The sequence below is a fragment of the Lysinibacillus sp. JK80 genome, assembly GCF_027557635.1.
Lineage (GTDB): Bacteria > Bacillota > Bacilli > Bacillales_A > Planococcaceae > Lysinibacillus > Lysinibacillus capsici.
Map to the genome: position 1 here is coordinate 892,215 of NZ_CP058997.1, position 20,382 is coordinate 912,596.

The 20,382-nt window shown below is 38.6% G+C and carries 14 protein-coding genes; 2 read left to right on the forward strand and 12 right to left on the reverse strand.

Annotation, left to right across the window (positions count from 1 at the left end; all coding sequences use genetic code 11):
* Positions 1–60 precede the first annotated feature (60 nt).
* The 4 genes from HXV90_RS04625 to HXV90_RS04640 form a co-directional block, all read right to left on the reverse strand.
* A complete protein-coding gene (locus HXV90_RS04625; protein ID WP_269898491.1) occupies positions 61–2,886 on the reverse strand; it encodes a 2-oxoglutarate dehydrogenase E1 component in 2,826 nt (941 codons plus the stop codon).
* A 232-nt stretch (positions 2,887–3,118) separates the two neighbouring features.
* Positions 3,119–4,504, reverse strand: a complete 1,386-nt coding sequence (locus HXV90_RS04630) for a HAMP domain-containing sensor histidine kinase (RefSeq protein ID WP_115673570.1) — start codon at positions 4,502–4,504, stop codon at positions 3,119–3,121.
* Entirely contained in the window at positions 4,501–5,175 is a 675-nt protein-coding gene (locus HXV90_RS04635; RefSeq protein ID WP_048392894.1) for a response regulator transcription factor, read from the reverse strand. The genes HXV90_RS04630 and HXV90_RS04635 overlap by 4 nt, the downstream gene beginning before the upstream one ends.
* A gap of 112 nt (positions 5,176–5,287) precedes the next feature.
* Positions 5,288–7,315 carry a diguanylate cyclase domain-containing protein gene (locus HXV90_RS04640; RefSeq protein ID WP_269898492.1) on the reverse strand — a complete coding sequence of 676 codons (2,028 nt, stop codon included), beginning with the start codon at positions 7,313–7,315 and terminating at the stop codon, positions 5,288–5,290.
* Between the two features lie 542 nt (positions 7,316–7,857).
* On the opposite strand from HXV90_RS04640, the gene HXV90_RS04645 reads away from it, so the two are divergent.
* Positions 7,858–8,406, forward strand: coding sequence for a GNAT family N-acetyltransferase (locus HXV90_RS04645; RefSeq protein ID WP_004230128.1), 549 nt, complete (start codon positions 7,858–7,860; stop codon positions 8,404–8,406).
* 82 nt (positions 8,407–8,488) lie between these two features.
* On the opposite strand, the gene HXV90_RS04650 is transcribed toward HXV90_RS04645, so the two are convergent.
* On the reverse strand, positions 8,489–9,565 hold the full coding sequence (locus tag HXV90_RS04650; RefSeq protein WP_048392899.1) for an undecaprenyldiphospho-muramoylpentapeptide beta-N-acetylglucosaminyltransferase: 1,077 nt from the start codon (positions 9,563–9,565) through the stop codon (positions 8,489–8,491).
* 171 nt (positions 9,566–9,736) lie between these two features.
* Between HXV90_RS04650 and HXV90_RS04655 the strand changes: the two genes are divergently transcribed.
* Complete coding sequence (locus tag HXV90_RS04655; RefSeq protein ID WP_048392901.1) at positions 9,737–11,083, forward strand: MATE family efflux transporter; 1,347 nt, start codon at positions 9,737–9,739, stop codon at positions 11,081–11,083.
* A gap of 43 nt (positions 11,084–11,126) precedes the next feature.
* On the opposite strand, the gene HXV90_RS04660 is transcribed toward HXV90_RS04655, so the two are convergent.
* The 7 genes from HXV90_RS04660 to HXV90_RS04690 all read right to left on the reverse strand — a co-directional run bounded on the left by HXV90_RS04660 (position 11,127) and on the right by HXV90_RS04690 (position 20,355).
* Positions 11,127–12,203 carry a Ger(x)C family spore germination protein gene (locus HXV90_RS04660; protein ID WP_048392902.1) on the reverse strand — a complete coding sequence of 359 codons (1,077 nt, stop codon included), beginning with the start codon at positions 12,201–12,203 and terminating at the stop codon, positions 11,127–11,129.
* Positions 12,193–13,221, reverse strand: a complete 1,029-nt coding sequence (locus HXV90_RS04665) for a GerAB/ArcD/ProY family transporter (RefSeq protein WP_048392904.1) — start codon at positions 13,219–13,221, stop codon at positions 12,193–12,195. The genes HXV90_RS04660 and HXV90_RS04665 overlap by 11 nt, the downstream gene beginning before the upstream one ends.
* The gene (locus HXV90_RS04670) at positions 13,218–14,651 is read right to left on the reverse strand and encodes a spore germination protein (RefSeq protein ID WP_269898493.1); all 1,434 of its coding nucleotides are present in this window, start codon (positions 14,649–14,651) and stop codon (positions 13,218–13,220) included. Before HXV90_RS04670 ends, HXV90_RS04665 begins: the two co-directional genes overlap by 4 nt.
* A gap of 121 nt (positions 14,652–14,772) precedes the next feature.
* Positions 14,773–17,727 carry an EAL domain-containing protein gene (locus HXV90_RS04675; RefSeq protein WP_269898494.1) on the reverse strand — a complete coding sequence of 985 codons (2,955 nt, stop codon included), beginning with the start codon at positions 17,725–17,727 and terminating at the stop codon, positions 14,773–14,775.
* Between the two features lie 178 nt (positions 17,728–17,905).
* Positions 17,906–18,217 carry a helix-turn-helix domain-containing protein gene (locus HXV90_RS04680; protein ID WP_269898495.1) on the reverse strand — a complete coding sequence of 104 codons (312 nt, stop codon included), beginning with the start codon at positions 18,215–18,217 and terminating at the stop codon, positions 17,906–17,908.
* 102 nt (positions 18,218–18,319) lie between these two features.
* Positions 18,320–19,009 carry a CAP domain-containing protein gene (locus HXV90_RS04685; protein WP_048392912.1) on the reverse strand — a complete coding sequence of 230 codons (690 nt, stop codon included), beginning with the start codon at positions 19,007–19,009 and terminating at the stop codon, positions 18,320–18,322.
* Between the two features lie 443 nt (positions 19,010–19,452).
* Positions 19,453–20,355 (reverse strand): CobW family GTP-binding protein, encoded by a 903-nt coding sequence (locus tag HXV90_RS04690; protein ID WP_103118099.1) that lies wholly within the window; start codon positions 20,353–20,355, stop codon positions 19,453–19,455.
* Positions 20,356–20,382 lie beyond the last annotated feature (27 nt).

Genomic DNA, 20,382 nt, shown 5'->3' on the forward strand with positions numbered 1-20,382 from the left:
ACGCACATAGAAGGGCTACTGCTTAAGGGCAAGTAGCCCGGTTTCAAAAATTGATATATGTTATTTAACCTTTACTGGCTCAGCAACCGCTTCTTCAATAAGAGCTGCTTGTGCTGCTTTATGAGAATCTGCATCCCCTTCAGAAGTTGAGCTCATTGCAGGACGGCCTACATAGCGAAGTTTTTTACCTTCTGAAAGTTCATATAATGTTTCTAATGCATAATTCCATGAGCCTTGGTTTTTAGGTTCTTCTTGTACCCAAACAATCTCTTTTGCATTAGGATACTTAGCAATGATACCAGCAACTTGCTCTTTTGGGAATGGGTAAAGTTGTTCTACACGAATAATGTGTAGGTGATCGAAGCCTTCGCCGTCTTTCACGCGCTCTGCTAAGTCGATCATCACTTTACCTGTACCTAAAACGATACGCTCTACAGCTTCTGGTTTAGCCCCTAAGCGTGGTTGTTCAATCACTTCTTGGAATGAACCATTTGCTAATTGCTCAGCATTCGCCGCAGCTAATGGGTGACGTAATAATGATTTTGGTGATACGACTACAAGTGGACGTACTCCTTCTGTACCTAATAATGCTGCTTGACGGCGTAATAAGTGGTAGTAGTTTCCTGCATTTGAACAGTTCGCTACAAACCAGTTATTTTCAGCTGACATTTGTAAATAGCGTTCCATACGGCTTGAAGAGTGCTCTGGACCTTGACCTTCATAACCATGAGGTAAAAGGATAACTAGACCAGATTTTTGACCCCATTTTGAGCGTGCCCCTGAAATAAAGTTATCAAACATCACTTGTGCCATATTCGCAAAGTCACCGAATTGTGCTTCCCATACTGTTAGTACATGGCTATTTTCTAGGTTGTAACCATACTCAAAGCCTACCACCCCAGCTTCAGTCAGTGGAGAGTTGTGTACTGTAAAGGATGCGTTCGCACCAGAAATATGGTGTAGTGGTGTGAAGACATTGCCATTGTTTTTATCATGCAGTACTAAGTGACGTTGAGAGAATGTACCACGTTGTGCATCTTGACCTGTAAAGCGTACTGGTGTGCCATCTTGAATAATCGTTGCATACGCTAAAGTTTCAGCATGACCCCAGTCAACTTTTGCAGACGCATAAGCATCACGGCGTTTTTCTAAGATTTTACCAAGCTTTTTCTGTGGTTCGAAGTTTTCTTCAAACACTAAAAGCTCTTCATTGATTTTTTCTAAACGTTCCGCACCTACTGCTGTATCAATTTGTGGGAACTCTACTTTTAATTCTTCTGGCATTTCTAAATGATGATGATCATCTTTTTCTGCCATTTCTTTGACGTGGTCATAGGCTGCTTGCATTTCTGCATAGATAGCTGTATCTAGTGCAGCTACATCATCAGCAGTTACAAGACCTTCTGCCACTAATTGTGCACCATATAATGCACGCACTGTTTCATGTTTAGACACTAATTTGTATGTTTCTGGGTTTGTCACTGTTGGGTCATCTGTTTCATTATGACCATGGCGACGGTAACCTACTAAGTCCACAATAATGTCTTTGCCAAATGTTTGACGGTAGTTTGCCGCAAAACGTCCAACTTGCACTACTGCCTCTGGGCTATCTGCATTGACATGGATTACTGGTACTTCATAGCCTTTTGCAGGGTCAGAAGAATACACAGAAGAACGAGAATCATAATGTTCGGTTGTGAATCCAATCATATTGTTTGCGATAATATGGATTGTTCCACCTGTTGTAAAGCCTTCTGTTTTAGCGAAGTTTAACACTTCTGTTACAATCCCTTGACCTGGGAATGCAGCATCACCGTGTACAAGAATGCCTAAGCCCTTTGTACGGTCAAAAATAGGTTGCCCTGGTTTAGATGTATCATCTTGTGTTGCACGAGTAGCACCAAGTACTACTGGATTGCCCACTTCTAAGTGAGATGGGTTGTAAGCCAATTTCACATTCATACCGGATTCACGGTTGTAAGAAGCACCCATGTGGTATTTCACATCACCTGTCCAACCTTTTGTAATTTCAAGGCGGCCATGCTCTGGCATAAATAAATCATTGGAAACATGTGCAAAATCAGAGAACATCATGTCATAAGGTTTATTTAAAATGTGTGTTAAAACGTTTAAGCGACCACGGTGTGCCATACCAATACGTACGTTTTCCACATTTTTTGCTTCTGCCGTTTTAATAATTTCATCAAATAGAACGATTTGCGTATCTAAGCCCTCACCAGAGAAACGCTTTTGTCCTACAAAAGTTTTATGAATAAACTTCTCGAAATTTTCAACGCGAGTTAAACGATCTAATAAGGCTTTCTTCTCATCCGCAGATAATGCTTGTTTGAATGAGCCTGATTCGATTTGCGCTTGAATCCAATCACGTTCTTCAGTAGCTACTACGTGACCATATTCAAATGCTACTTTATCTGTATAAATAGCTTTTAAATAGTCGATTGCATCCTTACCATTTTTCACGTTTGCTGGCACATCTTTGAAGAAGATTGCTGCAGGAATTTCAGCTAAATCTGCAGCGCTTAAGTTGAACGCGCTTTCTTCAATTTGAGCTGTTTGTAGTTCACGGTTTTTCAGAGGATAGATATCTGCTGCTAAATGACCGCGTGAACGAATTGCATCTGCTAGTTTTACAGCGGCTAACACTTTTTTGTAATCGCCAGCAGGAGCCGCTGCTGTATGACTAGCTACAGCTACTTCACCTTCTACTACTACTGGTGCACCAAATTGTTGGAATAAAGAAACTAACTCCGGTTCTACTTCTTCAGGAGACTGTAAGAATAAGTCGTATTGCTCCATCACATATCCTAGGTTAGGACCAGAGAAAGCTGACCATGGAGAACTTACAGTTGTAACGTTGTTCGACATGAAAAATGACCTCCAAATTTTGCCTTTCGGCAGTTCCATTAATTAAATTGCAATTAATTATATAATATTTAGCCGTTCTTTAAAAGAATGTTTCTCACTACTTTTCCATATTTTAAAGAACGTTTTTTCCATCTCAATCTTACTACTCTTCACAAAAAATACAACTCTTTTTAGCAAATTAAGCAATTTTTTTCGCAAAGGATAGAATAATGAAATAAAGCGTGTATTTTTCTTAATATTTTAGCGGGATTTTCAGCGAGAAAACGGTTCCAATATTAACCTCACTCTTGACTTCTACTGTGGCATTGTATTTTTCAAGTAACATCTTCGAAATACTAAGCCCTAAGCCTGTTCCACCAATTTGGCGATTTCTTGCTTCATCCACTCGATAAAAACGATCAAAGATAAACGGAATATTGTCTTGTGCTATTCCTATACCATTATCAGTAATTTCTAAACATGCATAATTTCCAGCAACAGAAATAGAAATTTGTATCTCAGGAATTTTTTCACAATAACGAATGGCATTCTCTATTATATTACGAACGATTTGACTTAGTGCATTTTCGGTGATAAATAACGGACCAATTTCACCATGTTTCGACAGCGATATTCGCGCTTGTGGATGAACAAGCTTTACCTCATCCATCACTGCTTCGATGACCACTAATGCATTGGCCTCACTTGTTTCATCTTTTTCCTCACGCCGTGCAAGTTCTAATAATTCCTCAATCATTTTGCGCATACGAGCAATTTCTGTTAAGGAGGTATCAATGGATTCCTCTAATATGGCAGGATCATGTTTGCCCCATCTTTTTAAAAGAGAAAGATGCCCTTCAATTGCTTGAATCGGTGTACGCAGCTCATGAGAAGCATCGGCGACAAATTGCTGCTGCTGGGTAAATGAGATTTGCAGCTCGTTCATCATGGCATTATACATCTTCAGTAAATCACCAATTTCGTCATGTGATGTATAGGTTAGCTGTATAGGCTCCTTAAATCCTTGATCCATCACAGTTTTCATGGATGCACGCAATTCGTGTAGTGGCTTCATTAAATAGTTCGCTAGATAATAGCCAATAGAGCCAGATAACACTAAGGCTCCTAACCCTGCAATCAGCATGGCTGTCAAAAGATAATGCATGAGAGATTGAAAACTAGTTAACGGATGAATCACCTGAATATAGCCTTGGAAAAAGCCCATCCGAATCGGTTCATTGATGACCAGCACATCCTGCTTATCAATGGTCATCTCAAAAATTTCTTGCAACGAATTAAGTGGTGCAGCAGCAGAGGTATCATTGATTCGTAAAATATCCACCCCATCAGCATTAAATATTCGGACCGTCTCATCACGATCCGCAATCGATTTGAGCAAGCCTGTATTTTGCTGAATTTGCTGAATGGTAATTGTAGGACCTTGGGACTCTAAAAAAGAGATGATATCCTTACTTGTCCGATTGACCTTACTCTCCTCATCATTTAATAACCATGTATGCAGAGAAACATAGACGACTACACAAATAATCGTAAAGCTAATAAAGATGACACTGCTTGAGGTCAGCATCCATTTTTTTTGCAGGGACTGCTGACGTAAATAATTTCTTAACTTATTCATTCTCGCATCACATACCCAACACCGCGAACGGTTTCAATATAATCATTCATCGCCCCAGGGAGCTTTGTACGTAAATGTCTGATATAAACATCTACCACGTTGGTTTCGATATCCGTATCATAGCCCCAAACGGATGTTAAAATATGCTCTCGTGTACATACTCTATTTTTGTGCTCGATTAATAGTTTCAATAAGTCATATTCTGTCTTTGTTAGATCAAGTTTATTCCCCTGAACGAAAACTTCATAGGCAGCTACATCTATTTCAATATCCCGTAGGCATAAAGATTCACTGCTTGTCTGCTCTGGCGTGACACGACGTAAAATCGTCCGTATCCTAGCCAGCAGCTCTTCTATCGCAAAAGGTTTGACGATATAGTCATCAGCCCCTGCATCGAGTCCTGCTACACGATCCATCACAGCATCTCGTGCCGTTAATAAAATGATTGGTACTTGTGATTGTGTTCGGATACGACGGCAAATCTCAATCCCATTAATACTTGGTAACATCACATCCAGTAAAAGTACATCAAAATTTTCCGATGTTGCCAAAGCCAATCCTTCTCGACCATCAAAGGCAGTTTTTACTTCATAGCCTTCGTGTTGTAATTCAAGTTCGACAAAGCGAGCGATATGCTTTTCATCTTCTACCAACAATATCTTCTTAGGCATCATATCACCTTCTATTCCAAAATAACGATGTAGGATTTTTATCCCTATACTGTTATAGCATAACATCAAATAAAAAGTCTGTCTCACAAGGAAAACCTTGTGGACAGACTTTTTAGTGTATATCTGAAATGGAGAGGTTGTTTTTCCCCGACTCTTTTGATTTATATAATGCTTGGTCAGCTAAATCCATTAGCTCATCCAATGTTCGAGCATGGTCTGGGTAATAGGCAATGCCAATTGAAGCAGTTGGTGTAAAAAGATGGTCCTCTATCATCCAGCCTTCTGCTAATTCATCGCGAATCCGTCGAATAATATGCATAATTTGATGATGTCTTTTTTCCTGATCTCTTGTTAAGCCAGTTAAGATGACAATAAATTCATCGCCACCTATTCGAATAACCATATCATGGCTTCGAACTGTTTTGTTCAAGGAACTGCCGAATCGCTGAATAAACGCATCGCCCGTCTCATGGCCAAAGCGATCATTTACTTCTTTAAAATCATCACCATCTATATAGAGCATCGCCACACAGGTTTGATTTTCATTTGCTTCTGCTAGGATTTTAGGAAACTCCTTTTCTAAAAAACGCCGATTAGGTAGCTGTGTTAAAGCGTCGTGATAGGCTAAATACAGCAAATCATTTTCCCTTTCTTTGCGATGGGTAATTTCACGAGACACCATCATAATTTGAGAAACTTTTTCACGTTCAGGGTCGTGCACAACCGTGACATTTCCTTCTGTCCATATCGGTGTTCCATCTTTCGCCTTCAGTAAAAGCTCAAACTGTGAATCTGTTTGCCCTGTATAATTATTCAAGAATGTTTGCCATTCGCCTTTACTTTCTCGATCAATAATGTCACTGTAAAACTGTCCTTGTAGCTCTACATTTTCATAACCTAAATAAATACCATAGGACGGGGAAGCATAGATAATGATGCCATCCTCATTTGTAATCACAATTAAATCATTTGTATTTTCTGTGATGAGTCTGAAAGTACGTTCAATATTTTTTAATTCTGTGAACATTCTTTTCTTATCCGTAATATCATAGTTAATGGTTAAAATTTGTTCGATTTGACCAAACTCATCTTTTAATGGAACAATGGTAGTTTCTACCCAGTAATCGGCATGATATTTCGTTCGATAGCAAAGTTCTCCACGCCACATTCCCATCGTGTCCAGCTTATCTTCAATTATTTGAAAAAGGTCTTGCCCACGGAATCGTGGTTCGATCAATGCGTAGGGCTGACCGATTAACTCCTCCGCCGTGTAGCCAGAAGCCTGTAAAAACATCTCACTCACTTCGGTAATGTTACAATTATGATCTAATACAGCAATGGCTGTAGCTGAATTTAATGCAGATTTAAATACTTCTAGCCCGTGAGACTTCGAGCGTAATTCTGCTTTTTGTAAAGTAAATTGTGTAAAATCTTGCATGATAAGAAATATGGCAAAGGAGTTATCATCCTGCATCACTGGTGATAGTGACAGTAAATACATGCGTTCCTGTTGGTCCAATGTATGCAATTTAATAAACTTCTCGCCAACGTTTTCCCCTCTTGCAGCTTTTTGCAAACAAATTTTTATTTGTTCAACTTCTTCCTTTGGAATAATCGGTAAATCCACAAACATTTTCTGTTTGACGGTTTCATTATCTAATTGAAAATCTTCCATAAAGCTTGAATTCACTTCGTATATCATTCCTTCAGCCGATAAAATGACTGTTGAGAAAAAGGCATGGTCAAACATGGACCGCATAAATAAAAATTTATCTTCAATACTGCGGTCATAAAGTATTTCCTTCGTGATGGCTAAAATATAGTCTTCATTCTTATATTTCAACGGTCTGACGGATGTTTCATATTTACGAACCTCCGACTGAACATATGCATAATCTACATAGTCAACCTGTTTATGTTCTCTAATGGCCTCATGGTAATTTTTCTGAATGATCAAAAAATTACGCTTTGAGGTAACGGTCGAAATCATTTTGCCAATCGCCTCATTCGATAACAGATCTTGAGCTGCTTGATTTAAGCGAATATATTGATAATCGTCCCCTACTTTTTTCACGAGAAAAACAAAATCCTTGCCAATAAATAATGAGTTAAAGAAATCTTCGCTTAAAATATACTCCATGCTGTCACCTCCAGAAAAGCCATTGCCATCATGATAGAAATGTTCGTATGTATGTGTTGTTAGATTAAAAATAATACTACTATTATAACATAAAAATAAAAAATTACCTTTCTAGAATCGTAAAAATTATATCCTTATAAGGATAATATTTGATATATTACCTATTATAACAAGCCAACAATCCTACTAAAGATGTAGATATATGATTAATATTAGTTAAAATTGATAGGTTAGTCTTAATGCTAAAAAACAACAATATTATGGATAATCACATTTCATTTATCAGAATTTACTGACTATTAAACTCAAATTTTGTTTTTTTACGAGCAAAATGATTGCATCAAGCAGTTTATATGTTATATTATATTTAAAAAACTAGCCTTTTTTCGGTATGGTCGAAATCAGTAAGACAGCGGGAGATTATGGAATATCATAGTTATAACGTCTAGTTCTTTGGGTTTTAATTCCAGTACGAATTTTAGTTTTCTTCTTTATGCTTCAACGGAATTGTTTTAACTACCCTAGTAAAGGAGGCGTTTCGTATGCTTAAACATCGAGACCTGCATGAATGTACAGAGCTTTATGAGCTATTATCACACCCTTCTGTATTCCCTTTTGTCCGTCAAAAAGCCACATCCGCTGATGAATATTGGTTTATGACAAAACAACTGATTGAAGAGGAAGCGAGAGGACTCGCTATCTCGAGGACCATAACTGATGATTGGGGTCAACCAATCGGCACCATTAGTATTCACGATGTGGAGGACGGTGCAGGCTTTCTAGGAACGTGGATTGGACTCCCTTACCAAGGTAAAGGTTATAATCAAAAAGCAAAAATGTTATTTTTGAACGAGTTATTTTTTGACTATAATTTTCATACGGTCTTTCTCCGTATACGTGTTGAAAATTTAAAATCACAGCGTGCTGCTTTAAAGCTTCCCTATGTGGTGAGTGCCAATGAAAGTCATCCAACATTATTAGCGCAGGTTAATAGCGGTGAGGCACAATTTAATTTATTTAAAATTCCAAAAGATTTATTCTACCTAACAACGGCACATCAAATGCAAGAAGGCGAAGAGCAAGCAATGTAGTGTGTATATATATAAAAGAGAAGCTATAAGGTTTTGTCATTTCGACCTACCTCATAGCTTCTTTTCTTTTTTCAAATAGCACTTATTTCTTGTACCGTAAAATTAATGACGCCATTTCATCTGGTGTTTTTGGTTTTTGCGTTTTTGCCATTGTCTCCACCATTTCCACTTTACGCTCTGTTAGTGTATGAACAGACTTCATAAAAGATTCCTTTGTCAACTCGTCTTCCTGTAACACTTCTGCGTAACCTTGTTTTTTAAACAAGTTGGCATTTAAAATTTGATCTCCACGACTTTTTTGCGCTGAGAGAGGTACTAATAGCATCGGCTTGTGAAGCGCTAAAAATTCAAAAATGGAGTTAGAGCCTGCTCGTGACACAATAAAGTCTGCAGCATGCAATAAATCAGGTAACTCAGTTGTCACATACTCAAATTGCTTGTAGCCTGGCATTGCCTCCAGTGCTTCATCATAATTCCCCTTCCCACATAAATGAATGATGTGAAATTGCTTGAGGAGCTCTGGTAAGTTTTTACGTAGTGCCTCATTTAAGACAACAGAGCCTAAACTCCCTCCCATAACAAGTAAAACAGGCTTTAAAGTAGAAAAGCCGCAGAAAGCTAGCCCCCTTGCTCTTTCTCCCTCAAATAACTCAGGACGAATAATGGAGCCTGTGCAAGTAGCCTTCTCTTGAGGTAAATGCTTCAGAGTTTCTTCAAAAATTGTGAATACATGTGAAGCAAAAGGTAAGGCTATTTTATTAGCAAGACCAGGTGTTACATCAGATTCATGGATGACGACTGGCACACCTGCTAATTTCGCTGCCATCACAACGGGTACAGAGACAAACCCTCCCTTTGAAAAGACAACCTGTGGCTTCACTTTTTTAATAATACGAAAAGCCTGCATCATTCCAGCAAGCACTTTAAATGGATCTGTAAAATTTTTCATGGAGAAATAACGACGCAATTTACCACTCGCAATGCCATAAAACGGAACATCGGGGAACGCCTCGCCAATTAATTCTTTTTCAATACCTTGCTCTGAGCCAATATAGTGGACATCATAACCAAGTTCTAGTAAAGACGGGAGTATCGCCTGATTTAACGATACATGGCCAGCTGTCCCACCACCGGTTAAAATGATTGTTTGTTGTTTCACACAAATTCTCCTATTCCTTAAAAACCATTGTAGTTAGCACTACTTTTTGTTTACAGTGTTCTATTTTACTATATGCTGACGAAAAGATATAGATGAAGCATGAAAATTTCAGCTTTTCTCTCTTTACATATGCTATACTTGTTCATTATGTTCATGAAGGAAGTAGAAAATATGTATCAAACATCCACAATTAAGGAAAAATACGTGCTACTCTTAAAAATGATTGTCCCTATTTTAGTGACACAGGTAGCTATTTATCTTATTTCATTTTTTGATATTTTAATGTCCAGTCGTTACGGGACGGTTGATTTAGCAGGTGTTTCGATTGGTTCCTCTATCTGGATGCCGATTTATACTGGACTTTCAGGTATACTCCTAGCTATTACGCCAATTGTCTCACAGCTTGTGGGAGCGAAAAAAGAGATGGATGCAAAAAAGGCAGTCCAGCAAGGCATTTATGTCGCCATATTGCTGGCGATCCTTATTTTTACAGGACTCTTCTTTGGCATTGATTGGATACTTAGTAAGATGAACTTAGAGTCTGCTGTACATAGCATTGCAAAAGGCTACATCTATGCGATGTGTGCGGGTCTTTTGCCACTTTTCTTATTTTTTGTTATGCGTTGCTTTATTGACGCCCTTGGTCAGACACGGGTCACGATGATCATTACCTTAATGACAACACCCATTAATATCGTGCTGAACTATATCTTTATTTTCGGCAAATTTGGTGCGCCTGAGCTTGGCGGCGTCGGAGCTGGTGTAGCGACAGCAATAACGTACTGGCTAATATTCATGATTACAGTATGGATCATCGCTAAACGAGTACCGTTCGAACGATTCCGTCTGTTTCATGATTGGCCTAAGCTTGAATGGCTTAGATGGAAGGAAATTTTATTGATTGGGGTTCCGATCGGTATTTCCCTATTTGCAGAAACAAGTATTTTTTCTGCTGTGACCATGATGATGAGTAATTTTAGCACAGAAATCATAGCAGCCCATCAGATTGCCATCAATTTCACTTCTTTGTTATACATGGTTCCGCTCAGTATTTCTATGGGTGTCACAATATTAGTAGGTTTTGAGATCGGCGCTGGTCGCATGCGAGATGCTCGTATGTATAGTTATCTATGTGTCGGCACAGCCATTTTATTTAGCTTTATATCAGCTTGCATCTTGTTTATTTTACGTGAACCTGTAGCACATATGTATACCACAGATCAGATGGTACTTGAGTATGCCGTACAATTTTTAGTCTACGCAGCTATTTTCCAGCTATCTGATGCAATACAAGCACCAGTACAAGGCGCATTGAGAGGCTATAAAGATGTTATGATCACGTTTATCATGGCCATTATATCTTATTGGGTAATTGGCTTGCCAGTTGGGTATACCCTTGCCACACATACGGATTTCGGTCCATTTGGCTATTGGATTGGCCTTGTGGCAGGTTTAACAATGGGCGCAATTACTCTTTTAATCCGTCTATTGGTTGTTCAAAAAAGAGTCACTGTTTAACAACAAAAAATCGCTTTTCTCTAACTTGAGAAAGGCGATTTTTTTAGCGTAAAACACCTGTACGAATGATTTTCACTTGAACAGACGGCACTAGCTGTAAGGATGCATAGACAGCATGCCAATCCTTCTGAAACATTTTGGGGTGATAGGCACGAATATATCGACCAATCCCCAACGTATCCGATTGCTGACCTTGAAGAATCCGCAAAACCTCCTCAAACTCTCCCTGCACATGATCTTGAATCAACTGCTGAACCTCCTTGAAAACGGGGTCTTTATATAAATGGTCATGTGCAAATTCCTCAATTTCTACCTCTATGAGATAATCCATGTCTATTCTTTTTAATTCCTCATTCACCGTCCATTGACGCTTGATATGAATAACATCAGCCGTGATTGGCATCGATTTTCCATCATGCTTCCACATATAGCTCATCCGCGCTTGTTTGCTAGGTTGATTCATTAAGAGAAGCATCGTGAGAGATTGTTTTGGTGTTAATATTGTACCCGTAAACGTTTGACCTGAGAACAAAGCGACACCTGCCGCAACAGCATGCTTTTTATCCTCACTTAACTGAATATACGGTAGTGCTATATCAATTGTCTGTTCAAATAGCATGGAGCCAACCGTCTGTAAATCTAATTTCGGAAAAATTGTATTTTCCTCTGTGCTTTCCATAAAACGTTCATAATAGCCTCCTGCCCCCCCTGCTAAATCCTTTGTTAGCTCTATAAACGGCTTGACATCCCCTTCTGTTACAGCAATTTTTATCGAAATCGGGTTTTGGGGATCACGAAAATAAATATCCAAAATATCATAAAGAGGCTCTCTTACCGTTTGGTCCGATACAAGGATGGTCGATAACTCAGATAAATCAAGTGTTTGTTCTACTTTTAAATTGGCTTGATTCCGTACATCTCTTGGTGAAATGCCGTCCGCTTCAATCACTTCATTTTGCTGAGCTGCTGTATTCGGATAGGCATAATATCCCTTGTATGCCCCTATATATCCGTCCACCCCAACGAGCGTCACAACGGAAGCGTTTTTATAAAGTCGTTCATCCCAACAGCCAGCTAAAAGTAACATAGACAAGAGGAGCATAATCCCTTTACGATACACGTTTTCCCCTCCATTTATTCCAACAAATTATCATCATTGGTAGTAGAATCGTAAACACAATGAGTACGTAGTGTATAGAATTTTTGATAAACTCAATGCGCTGAAATTGCATGACAAATAGCGGCAGGATGGCTAAGAGAAGATGAAAAAAAACAATACTTCGTTTCGGATGCTTCCGTTTTTTTGACAAATAAAGCACACGAAAGGACAAACCGTAGATCATGACCGTAACAATGGACCAAGAAAGCCAAATATAGATGAAAAAAATATCCAGCCGTTTTACAAAATTCACTTCCTGTGATTTTAAAATATACATAATAGGCTCTGGTATTAGTTGAACCTCCTCCAAAGCAAAGAACATTTGTGTAAAGACAACCGAAATAAAATAAAAGATAAAAATGACGAGTTGATAAATCAATAAGGGCTTTCCCTTCACCTGTAAATCCTGTTTGAGAAATGGACGATAAAGGAGGTACATTTCAATCCCAAAAAAGGCATACATGCTATGAATCATGCCCGCCATGATTTGCCTAGTATTGTTCCACTCAACTGGAAAAAGATTACTCCACGTTAAATCTGGAATAGCCAGCATTAAAAAAATGACAAAGAGGAAAATGATAGGAATTAGCATGACACCAATATTGATGATGGTTTCTGGTCTAACTAAATTGGCATACAAAGATAGCCCTACAATCATCATGACAACAATCCATTCAGGTGTTCGAGGCAAGACCCATGAGGCCAGAACATACCCCATATAGGCAATTAATACAGCTGTTATTAATAACCAATAGATCAGATAGACCCAGCGAAAGAACCCATTTAAAAAGAAAAATTGATAATAGCGTTCAAAAAATAACAGCAAGCCGTAATGGAAGATGCTAGCAAGGAAGAAGACATACCATGCACTATGTTGACTGTATATGATTAACGGTGTTTGAAAGGCAATGTAGACAACACCTGTCTGAATGATAAAGAGTAGTAAAAAAAATTGTGCCTTTGATAGAGAAAAATTCATGGTGTATCCTCATTTTTTCCCTTTTCATCCTTGAGTGGTTGAAAGGAAGTAACTTGGACTGTCGGTCTAATAAATGGCCAGCGTAAAAAAATTTTATAAACAGCTTTCGGTTGAAATGGTACGATAGGTGAAAAATACGGCTGTTTCAATGACGTTAAACTAATTAAATGAATTAATAGGATGATAACTCCTACCACAATGCCTAAAAACCCAAATAATGAGGCAAGTAGCATAAACGGAAAACGGATCATGCGAATCGTGCTATTCAATTCAACGGACGGGACAACATAGCTTGAAATGGCCGTTAAGGCGACAACAATGACCATTAAGTTCGACACGAGTCCCGCACTTACAATGGCATCTCCTATCACTAATCCCCCTACGATCCCAATCGTTTGCCCTACTGATTGTGGTAAACGAATACTTGATTCTCGAATGAGCTCCATAATAATCTCAAGTATCAGTGCTTCAATTAACGGTCGATAAGGTATATCATTAACATCATTTTTTACTTGATTACTTAATTCTAAGGGTAATACCTCAAAGTGAAAGCTAATCACAGCAATATAAAATGCTGGTAAAAAAACCGCCGTTACAAACGACAGTAAACGCACTATTTTATAAAAAGAGCCAACCACTACCCGACTATTATAGTCATCAGGTGTTTGATAGAAAGAGAAAAATGTCACAGGGCCAATCAAGGCAGACGGCGAAATATTGGTCATGACCACAACTTTACCCTCCACTAAGTGGGCTACCACACGATCTGGATGCTCTGTATTTAACAATTGTGGAAATGGCGATAACACGGAATCCTCTAGTGCATCACTTAACTGGCCAATACTATAAAAATAGTCGATTTTAATGTCCGCAATCCGCTTTTCCATCTCTTGTAAGGTTTCAGGCTGTATAACCCCATCCATATAGAGATAATAAGCTTTAGTGTTAGTTTGTTGTCCAATTGTAAAAGATTTGACCACAAGAGCGGGATTATTCACTCGCTTTCGTATCAATGTTAAATTGGTATCTGCCCGCTCCACAAGACCCTCATGGGAGCCTCGCAGAATATGTTCATTGTTTGGCTCCTCAAGATTACGACCAACTTCATTGGTAATCGCTAACGTCAGCATTTTTCCCGTATCAGGCAAAATCACGAGCGTTTCACCTTGGCAAACCCGTTCAATCGCTTGCGGTAGCGCAAAATTATCAAGTGTTGTAAGTAGGGTTTCACTCCAAAAAGGTTTTTCTGTATCTAAACGTGCATAAATGGTATCCAGTATTTTTTGGACTTCCTTCGCATCAACAAGAGAAGCGTAAAAGCATAAAATAGCCGTGTCCCCTTCATGCCAATCTATTTGTCTGACGGTCAAATCCGAGGAATGGTAGAATGCTTTTTGTAGGCTTTTGATCATATACTCCACTTTATCCATAAAACGCCTCCTCTACTGGAGAGTATAAGCATTTTTCGTGTATTTCAAACGCTTAGTTCGTGTGATTCCACGCCATGAAAAAAAGATGCCCTCTAGAACATTTGGGCATCTTCATGATCAGCTATTTTTTAAAATAAGCTTCAATATCCTCATACATAAAGGGCGTTCCCTCTATTTTTTCATGGTGATTATGCAAGGCTGTCATTCGATTGATGATCGGGGCTAATTTTCCTTCATCCTCCTGCGTCAAATTGAAGGCGACGCCATAAGAATAGATTTGGTATTTTTCTTCTAAGGTCCATCTAAAAGTACCCTCTAGGTTAAATGATTGATTCATTAAAATAAAGCTAAATTTAAATTTCATCGTTTGATTAACGGGTAGCTTCAAAGAAGAGCGAATCTTCATGCCGCCTAAGCTAATATTTTCAATGATGATCGGGGTATGACCGATATTAATTTTTTGCTCATTCATTTCGATAATCGTCATAAAGCCCTTCACATAGGCCGGGAATTGAAAACGATAATATTTGCGTCGCTCCACCACAGGTTTTTTATGAACAATCGCTTTTTGTGGTGTTAAAATGCCTTGTGCCAGCATTTTTTCAAAGGCTTTCGCGGGAACAGCCTTCGTATAAATACTACCTTGCAAATAATCACATTCTTGCTGCTTTAAAAAGATAAATTGCTCGTAACTTTCAACTCCTTTTGCCACAACCTGAATACCAAGCATTTTGGCTAAATAAATCGTTGCTGAAATGAGTCCATTTTCAATCGGACGATCATGACGGATTTCACGGATAAACGCTTCATAGATATGGAGTGTCGTTGGTTGGAATGTTCGCAATGATTCTAAGGAAGAGTAGCCTGTTCCAAAATCACCAATAGCAATTTTAACACCGATGTCTTGTAATTCTTTGAGAACGGTCATCACACTTGTACTATTTTTTAAGATGGTACTTTCGCTAATCTCGAATTGTATATAATGAGCGTCAATCGAATTTACCTGTAATTGCTCTTGGACAAACTGAATAAAGCCCTTTTTCATCAGACGGATTGGCGATATCTTAATACTAATTGTTCGCAGCACATGCCCTTGCTGCTTCCAGTGCTGTAACAACGCACATGCTTTTTTAATCACCCAATCTGTAATGATGTGAATCATATGGTTTTCTTCCGCTAATGGAATAAATTCACCAGGTGACACAAGGCCCCATTCTTTATGATGCCAACGAATTAACGCTTCTGCACCATTGATAACCCCCTTTTGCGGCTCTACCATTGGTTGGAAATATAATTCGAATTCCTCATTTAACATGGCTTGTCGCATATCTCGGTCTAACACATACTGCTTATAGGAAGTAATATCCTCTGTAAAGGCATAAATATGAAAACGATTCCTTCCCTGCTGTTGCGCATAGCATAAAGCTGAATATGCATTTTCTAATAAAATGTTTCTCGTTAAGCCCTCCTCTGGATAAAAAGCAATACCAATGCTAGCAGATAGGTGCAAGTGATAGTCTTTTATCGAAAAAGGTGTATCAAAGGTTTTCAGTACACGGCTAGCCAGCGCGTAAATATGTTGCTTGCTCACATATTTTTTAATGACAATGATAAAATGCTGATTGTCTAAACGTGCCATGTAACTGTGATCATCTGTTAGTGTTGAAAAGTAGTTAGTCACCGTGCGCAGAAGCTCATCACCGATTTTCGTACCTAGCGCATTATTTAAGATATGAAAGCGGTTAATCGAAATATATAATAGTGCGAAGGGTTCGCCAGCTAAGCATAAGGTATCAACTTTATCATGTAAGCTCAAGCGATTTGGTAAACCTGTCAATTCATCATAATACACTAAATAATTAAGCTTCTTTTCTCGTTCAATCTCCTTTGTAATATCAGTTACTAAGCCGAAAATATGGTTGACCTCCCCTTGCTGATCTAGTCTCGGCACAATTTGCTCCAGCAACCACTTTGTCTGATTCTCCCCCGTTAGGATACGATAAATCACTTGATAGCTTTTGCCTGAAGCGAGATGATCAGTATACGCTAATACCTCCTCACGATGTGCAGGATGAATCATATTAATCCATACTTCTGAGTCATCATAAAGCTTAGCTAATGGAATACCAAGAATTCCTTCCAACCCTTTAGAGGCGAACAGCATATTGCCACGAATGGAATCTCGCATCCAAATCCCTGCATCTAAATTGTCAAAGATAGAATGATAGTTGGCTAATGTATCATTTAGTGTTTTCTCAAGTAGTTTGAAAGCCGTTTCGTCTTTGACAACCCCAATCATCTTAAAGGGCTTGTCATCCTTCCATATTACTTCGGCGGCTGCCTGTAGAAAACGCAGTTCATTGGTTTTACCGTGATAAATTCGGAAGTCACTGTCAAAATTAGTCCCTTTTCGAGCATGATTAAATGCATCATATGTCCTTTCATAATCATCTGGATGAATGAACTGGAAAACGTGATCAATACCATCGTTATCTGAACGTGCAAAGCCAAAAATATGATAAAAGTTATCTGAGCAAAACAGTTTGTCATGCTGAATAAAGTACTCCCAGCTCCCAACTGCCGCAATATGCTGGGCGTAATTTAAATGCTTCTCATGTAGCATTAACTGATGCTTCATGGCTGAATACGTGGACATATCTTCAATGATTAAATAGAGCCCCTCGGCCTGATTGTCGTCATTTTTGATTGGTATAAACGTCAGTACGAGGCTTAGGTTTTGTCCTTGATGCTGTAGTCTTTCAATATCAATCTTGACCGACTTTCCTCGTAATGTTCGATTGAACGCTCTTTTTAATCGTTTATAATCTACATCAGTCAGAATTTTCTTGAAATCTTCTGCATGACTAGGTCGATATTGTAATAGCTCATAGAGTGCTTCTTGATTGACGTAAATAATTTCGCCATCTGCCGCAAACACAATCATCATATCGGGGTGATACTTGGCAAAGGACATGGCATATGAAAATAAACGATGATCTTGAGCTGTTGCCAGCGCAAACGTATGCGGTCTTTCTTCTTTTGTAAAAAACTGCTTTAATAGATTCGGCTTTTTCATCCATCTCACCTCTCCCTACTTTTTACCCACTACTTATTTATCAATTCCCCCAAAATACAGTTTAAAAACTACTATTTATAAAAGAGAAAGAAAAGTTTCATCGACCGTTTTTCGCTGGAGAAGCGCTCTTTTTTATTAGGGGATGCCCCTATCCAAAGAAATAGTTTATGTGTTTTTCTTAAGGTACTACGATTAATTCCATATCCAATAGCCAGCGATCAATGGCTTGCTTTGGATAATAGACTTTGTCCCCTACCTTTACATGAGGGATTTCGCTTATGTAACTATTAGATCCGTCTGGCACTTCTGTTAATTTTAGCACTTCCACTACATTGATTCCTAAATAATCAGCTGCCTCTTGTTGTGACAATAGCTGGTGTTGCACGGATTCCTTTGGCTGCTCTTTTAAACTAGTGGCGATGAGCCAGCTTCCTATTAAAAACGACACGGCTAATGAGAAAATCGCTATTGCTATGCTATATTGTTTCAATTCTATCCTCCCTTTCTCATCAAATTTTACCATTAATTCAATAAAAAAAGATGCTCTATAAGCCTTTATAGACTTATAGAGCATCTTTCTATTAATAAATGATTATTTTTGGATAAATTGTTGTGTCCAGTAGTTACCCGATTTCACATAACCTACACCGATGTGTGTAAATTTACCGTTTAAAATGTTCGCACGGTGTCCTGGTGAGTCCATCCACGCTTGTACTACTTCTTGTGGTGAACGTTGACCTTGAGCAATGTTTTCACCTGCAGCTTTATAAGCGATACCTAAAGCTTTCATACGATCAAATGGTGAACCAAATGTTGGGCTCGTATGTGAGAAATATTTATTTGTTTGCATATCTTGTGATTTTTCACGAGCTGCAGCCATTAATTTTGCATCTGTTTGAAGTGGTGATAAACCAGCTTTTGTACGCTCAGCGTTTGTTAATTTTACTACTTCTTGTTCAAATGCGTCCACATCTGAAGTTGTTGTTGATGGTGTTGAAGTAGTTGGTGGTGTTGCTGGCTTTTCATTTTGTGATGATTGATTATTATTTGGCTTTGTTGGTGTTGTATTATTTGTTGTTGGCGTCTCATTAGATGGTGTAGATGCCTGTGGAAGTTTAATCGTCCACTTATGATTATTGTTTGACCATTTATAATAATAAACATTACAGTTTGTTGATTGCTGTACGGAATTCCCCTCTGTTGTATTTGCAGCAGCAGAAGCTATTTGAATTGGAGCTGCTAAAAGAAATGTTGCACAAATTGCAGTTAGTGTTTTTTTCATGTTTGCAATTCCTCCTTCTCTGCCACTAATCGTAAGGGATGATTTTCATTAAAATCTTACCAACATCTGCTAACTACACCAACGAAGAAGAAAATGCGCGAAAAATCACGTTTTTTTCGCGTTATTTTTTAGCAGGTTTCACCAATCTATGAAATACTTACGTTTGAAAGAGGGTTGACACCCCTCCTAAACTCTTAAATATTTTAGAAAATAAACAGCTGATATGAATAAAAAATGTATGTTTTATACACTCATTTTTTAATCGCCTTTCTTCATTATTTTCTTTGCATCACCCTAGAGATGGCTAGTGTCGTAGCCTCATGTTAGCCTAATATTACAATTGTGTTACAAGAGCGTTACATTTCATTTACATAAAAATAAAACAACCTGTGTAAAGCTACACAGGTTGTTCACGTGCAGAAATTCACTGGTTGCTTTATTCTTCAATTAGCCCCAATAATAGGTAAAGCACTAACATTCTCTCCAATAATAACAAGTTTTGCTGGCATTTTTATATATTCTGGGAGCCATTGCACCATTCCATAAGCATATTGGAACAACATTGGGTTTTTGATGCCCTTAATTGGTACATAGCCTTTCATACGATAAATCGTTTCAGGTAATGCACGCACCCAATCTTCAAACTGCTCCTGTGTAAATTCCTGATCTGTAAAATCTACTAAGCGAGAGCCCAGCTGCATTGAGGCTATTGGCGCTTTAACTATATCTGCTTTATCGACCTGTGTTGTTGCCTTCAGCCCCTCTAATAAGCTGAGTGGTACGCGTCCATTTGTCGTTTGCAATATAAAGGCATGAGGGTTCAAGCCCTGTAGTTCATAGACGACCTGACCTTGCTCTGCCTCTGTTAATAAGTCTGTTTTATTTGCTAACAATAGATGTGCATGGCGAATTTGCTCCAGAAATAAAGAGCGCACTTGTGGTGTTAATGTATCACGGTGTAGCCAGAGCTTAGAATCCGCCACCGTGATAATGCCTTTCACATTGAGCTGATCTGCAAAAAGCGGTGAAAAAACGGCATCCAAAGCTTCTACAGGATGTGCTGCACCTGTTGTTTCGATAATGAGCACATCAAAATCACTATCTAATAGAAGAGATTGAATTTGTGCCTCTGTTTTTTCAGCACCCGAACAGCAAATACAGCCCTCTAGCATCTCCTTTAGCGGGATATCCTTTTCCACTGCCTGCGAGTCAAATGGCAGCTTCCCGAGCTCATTCATAATAACAGCAGGCTTTAATTTCTTTTCTTTTAGCTGGCGAATGACATCTGTCAGCATGGATGTTTTGCCACTCCCTAAAAAGCCACTAAATAGGTACACATCTTTCATATTAGTTCCTCCCATAAAAAAAGCTGT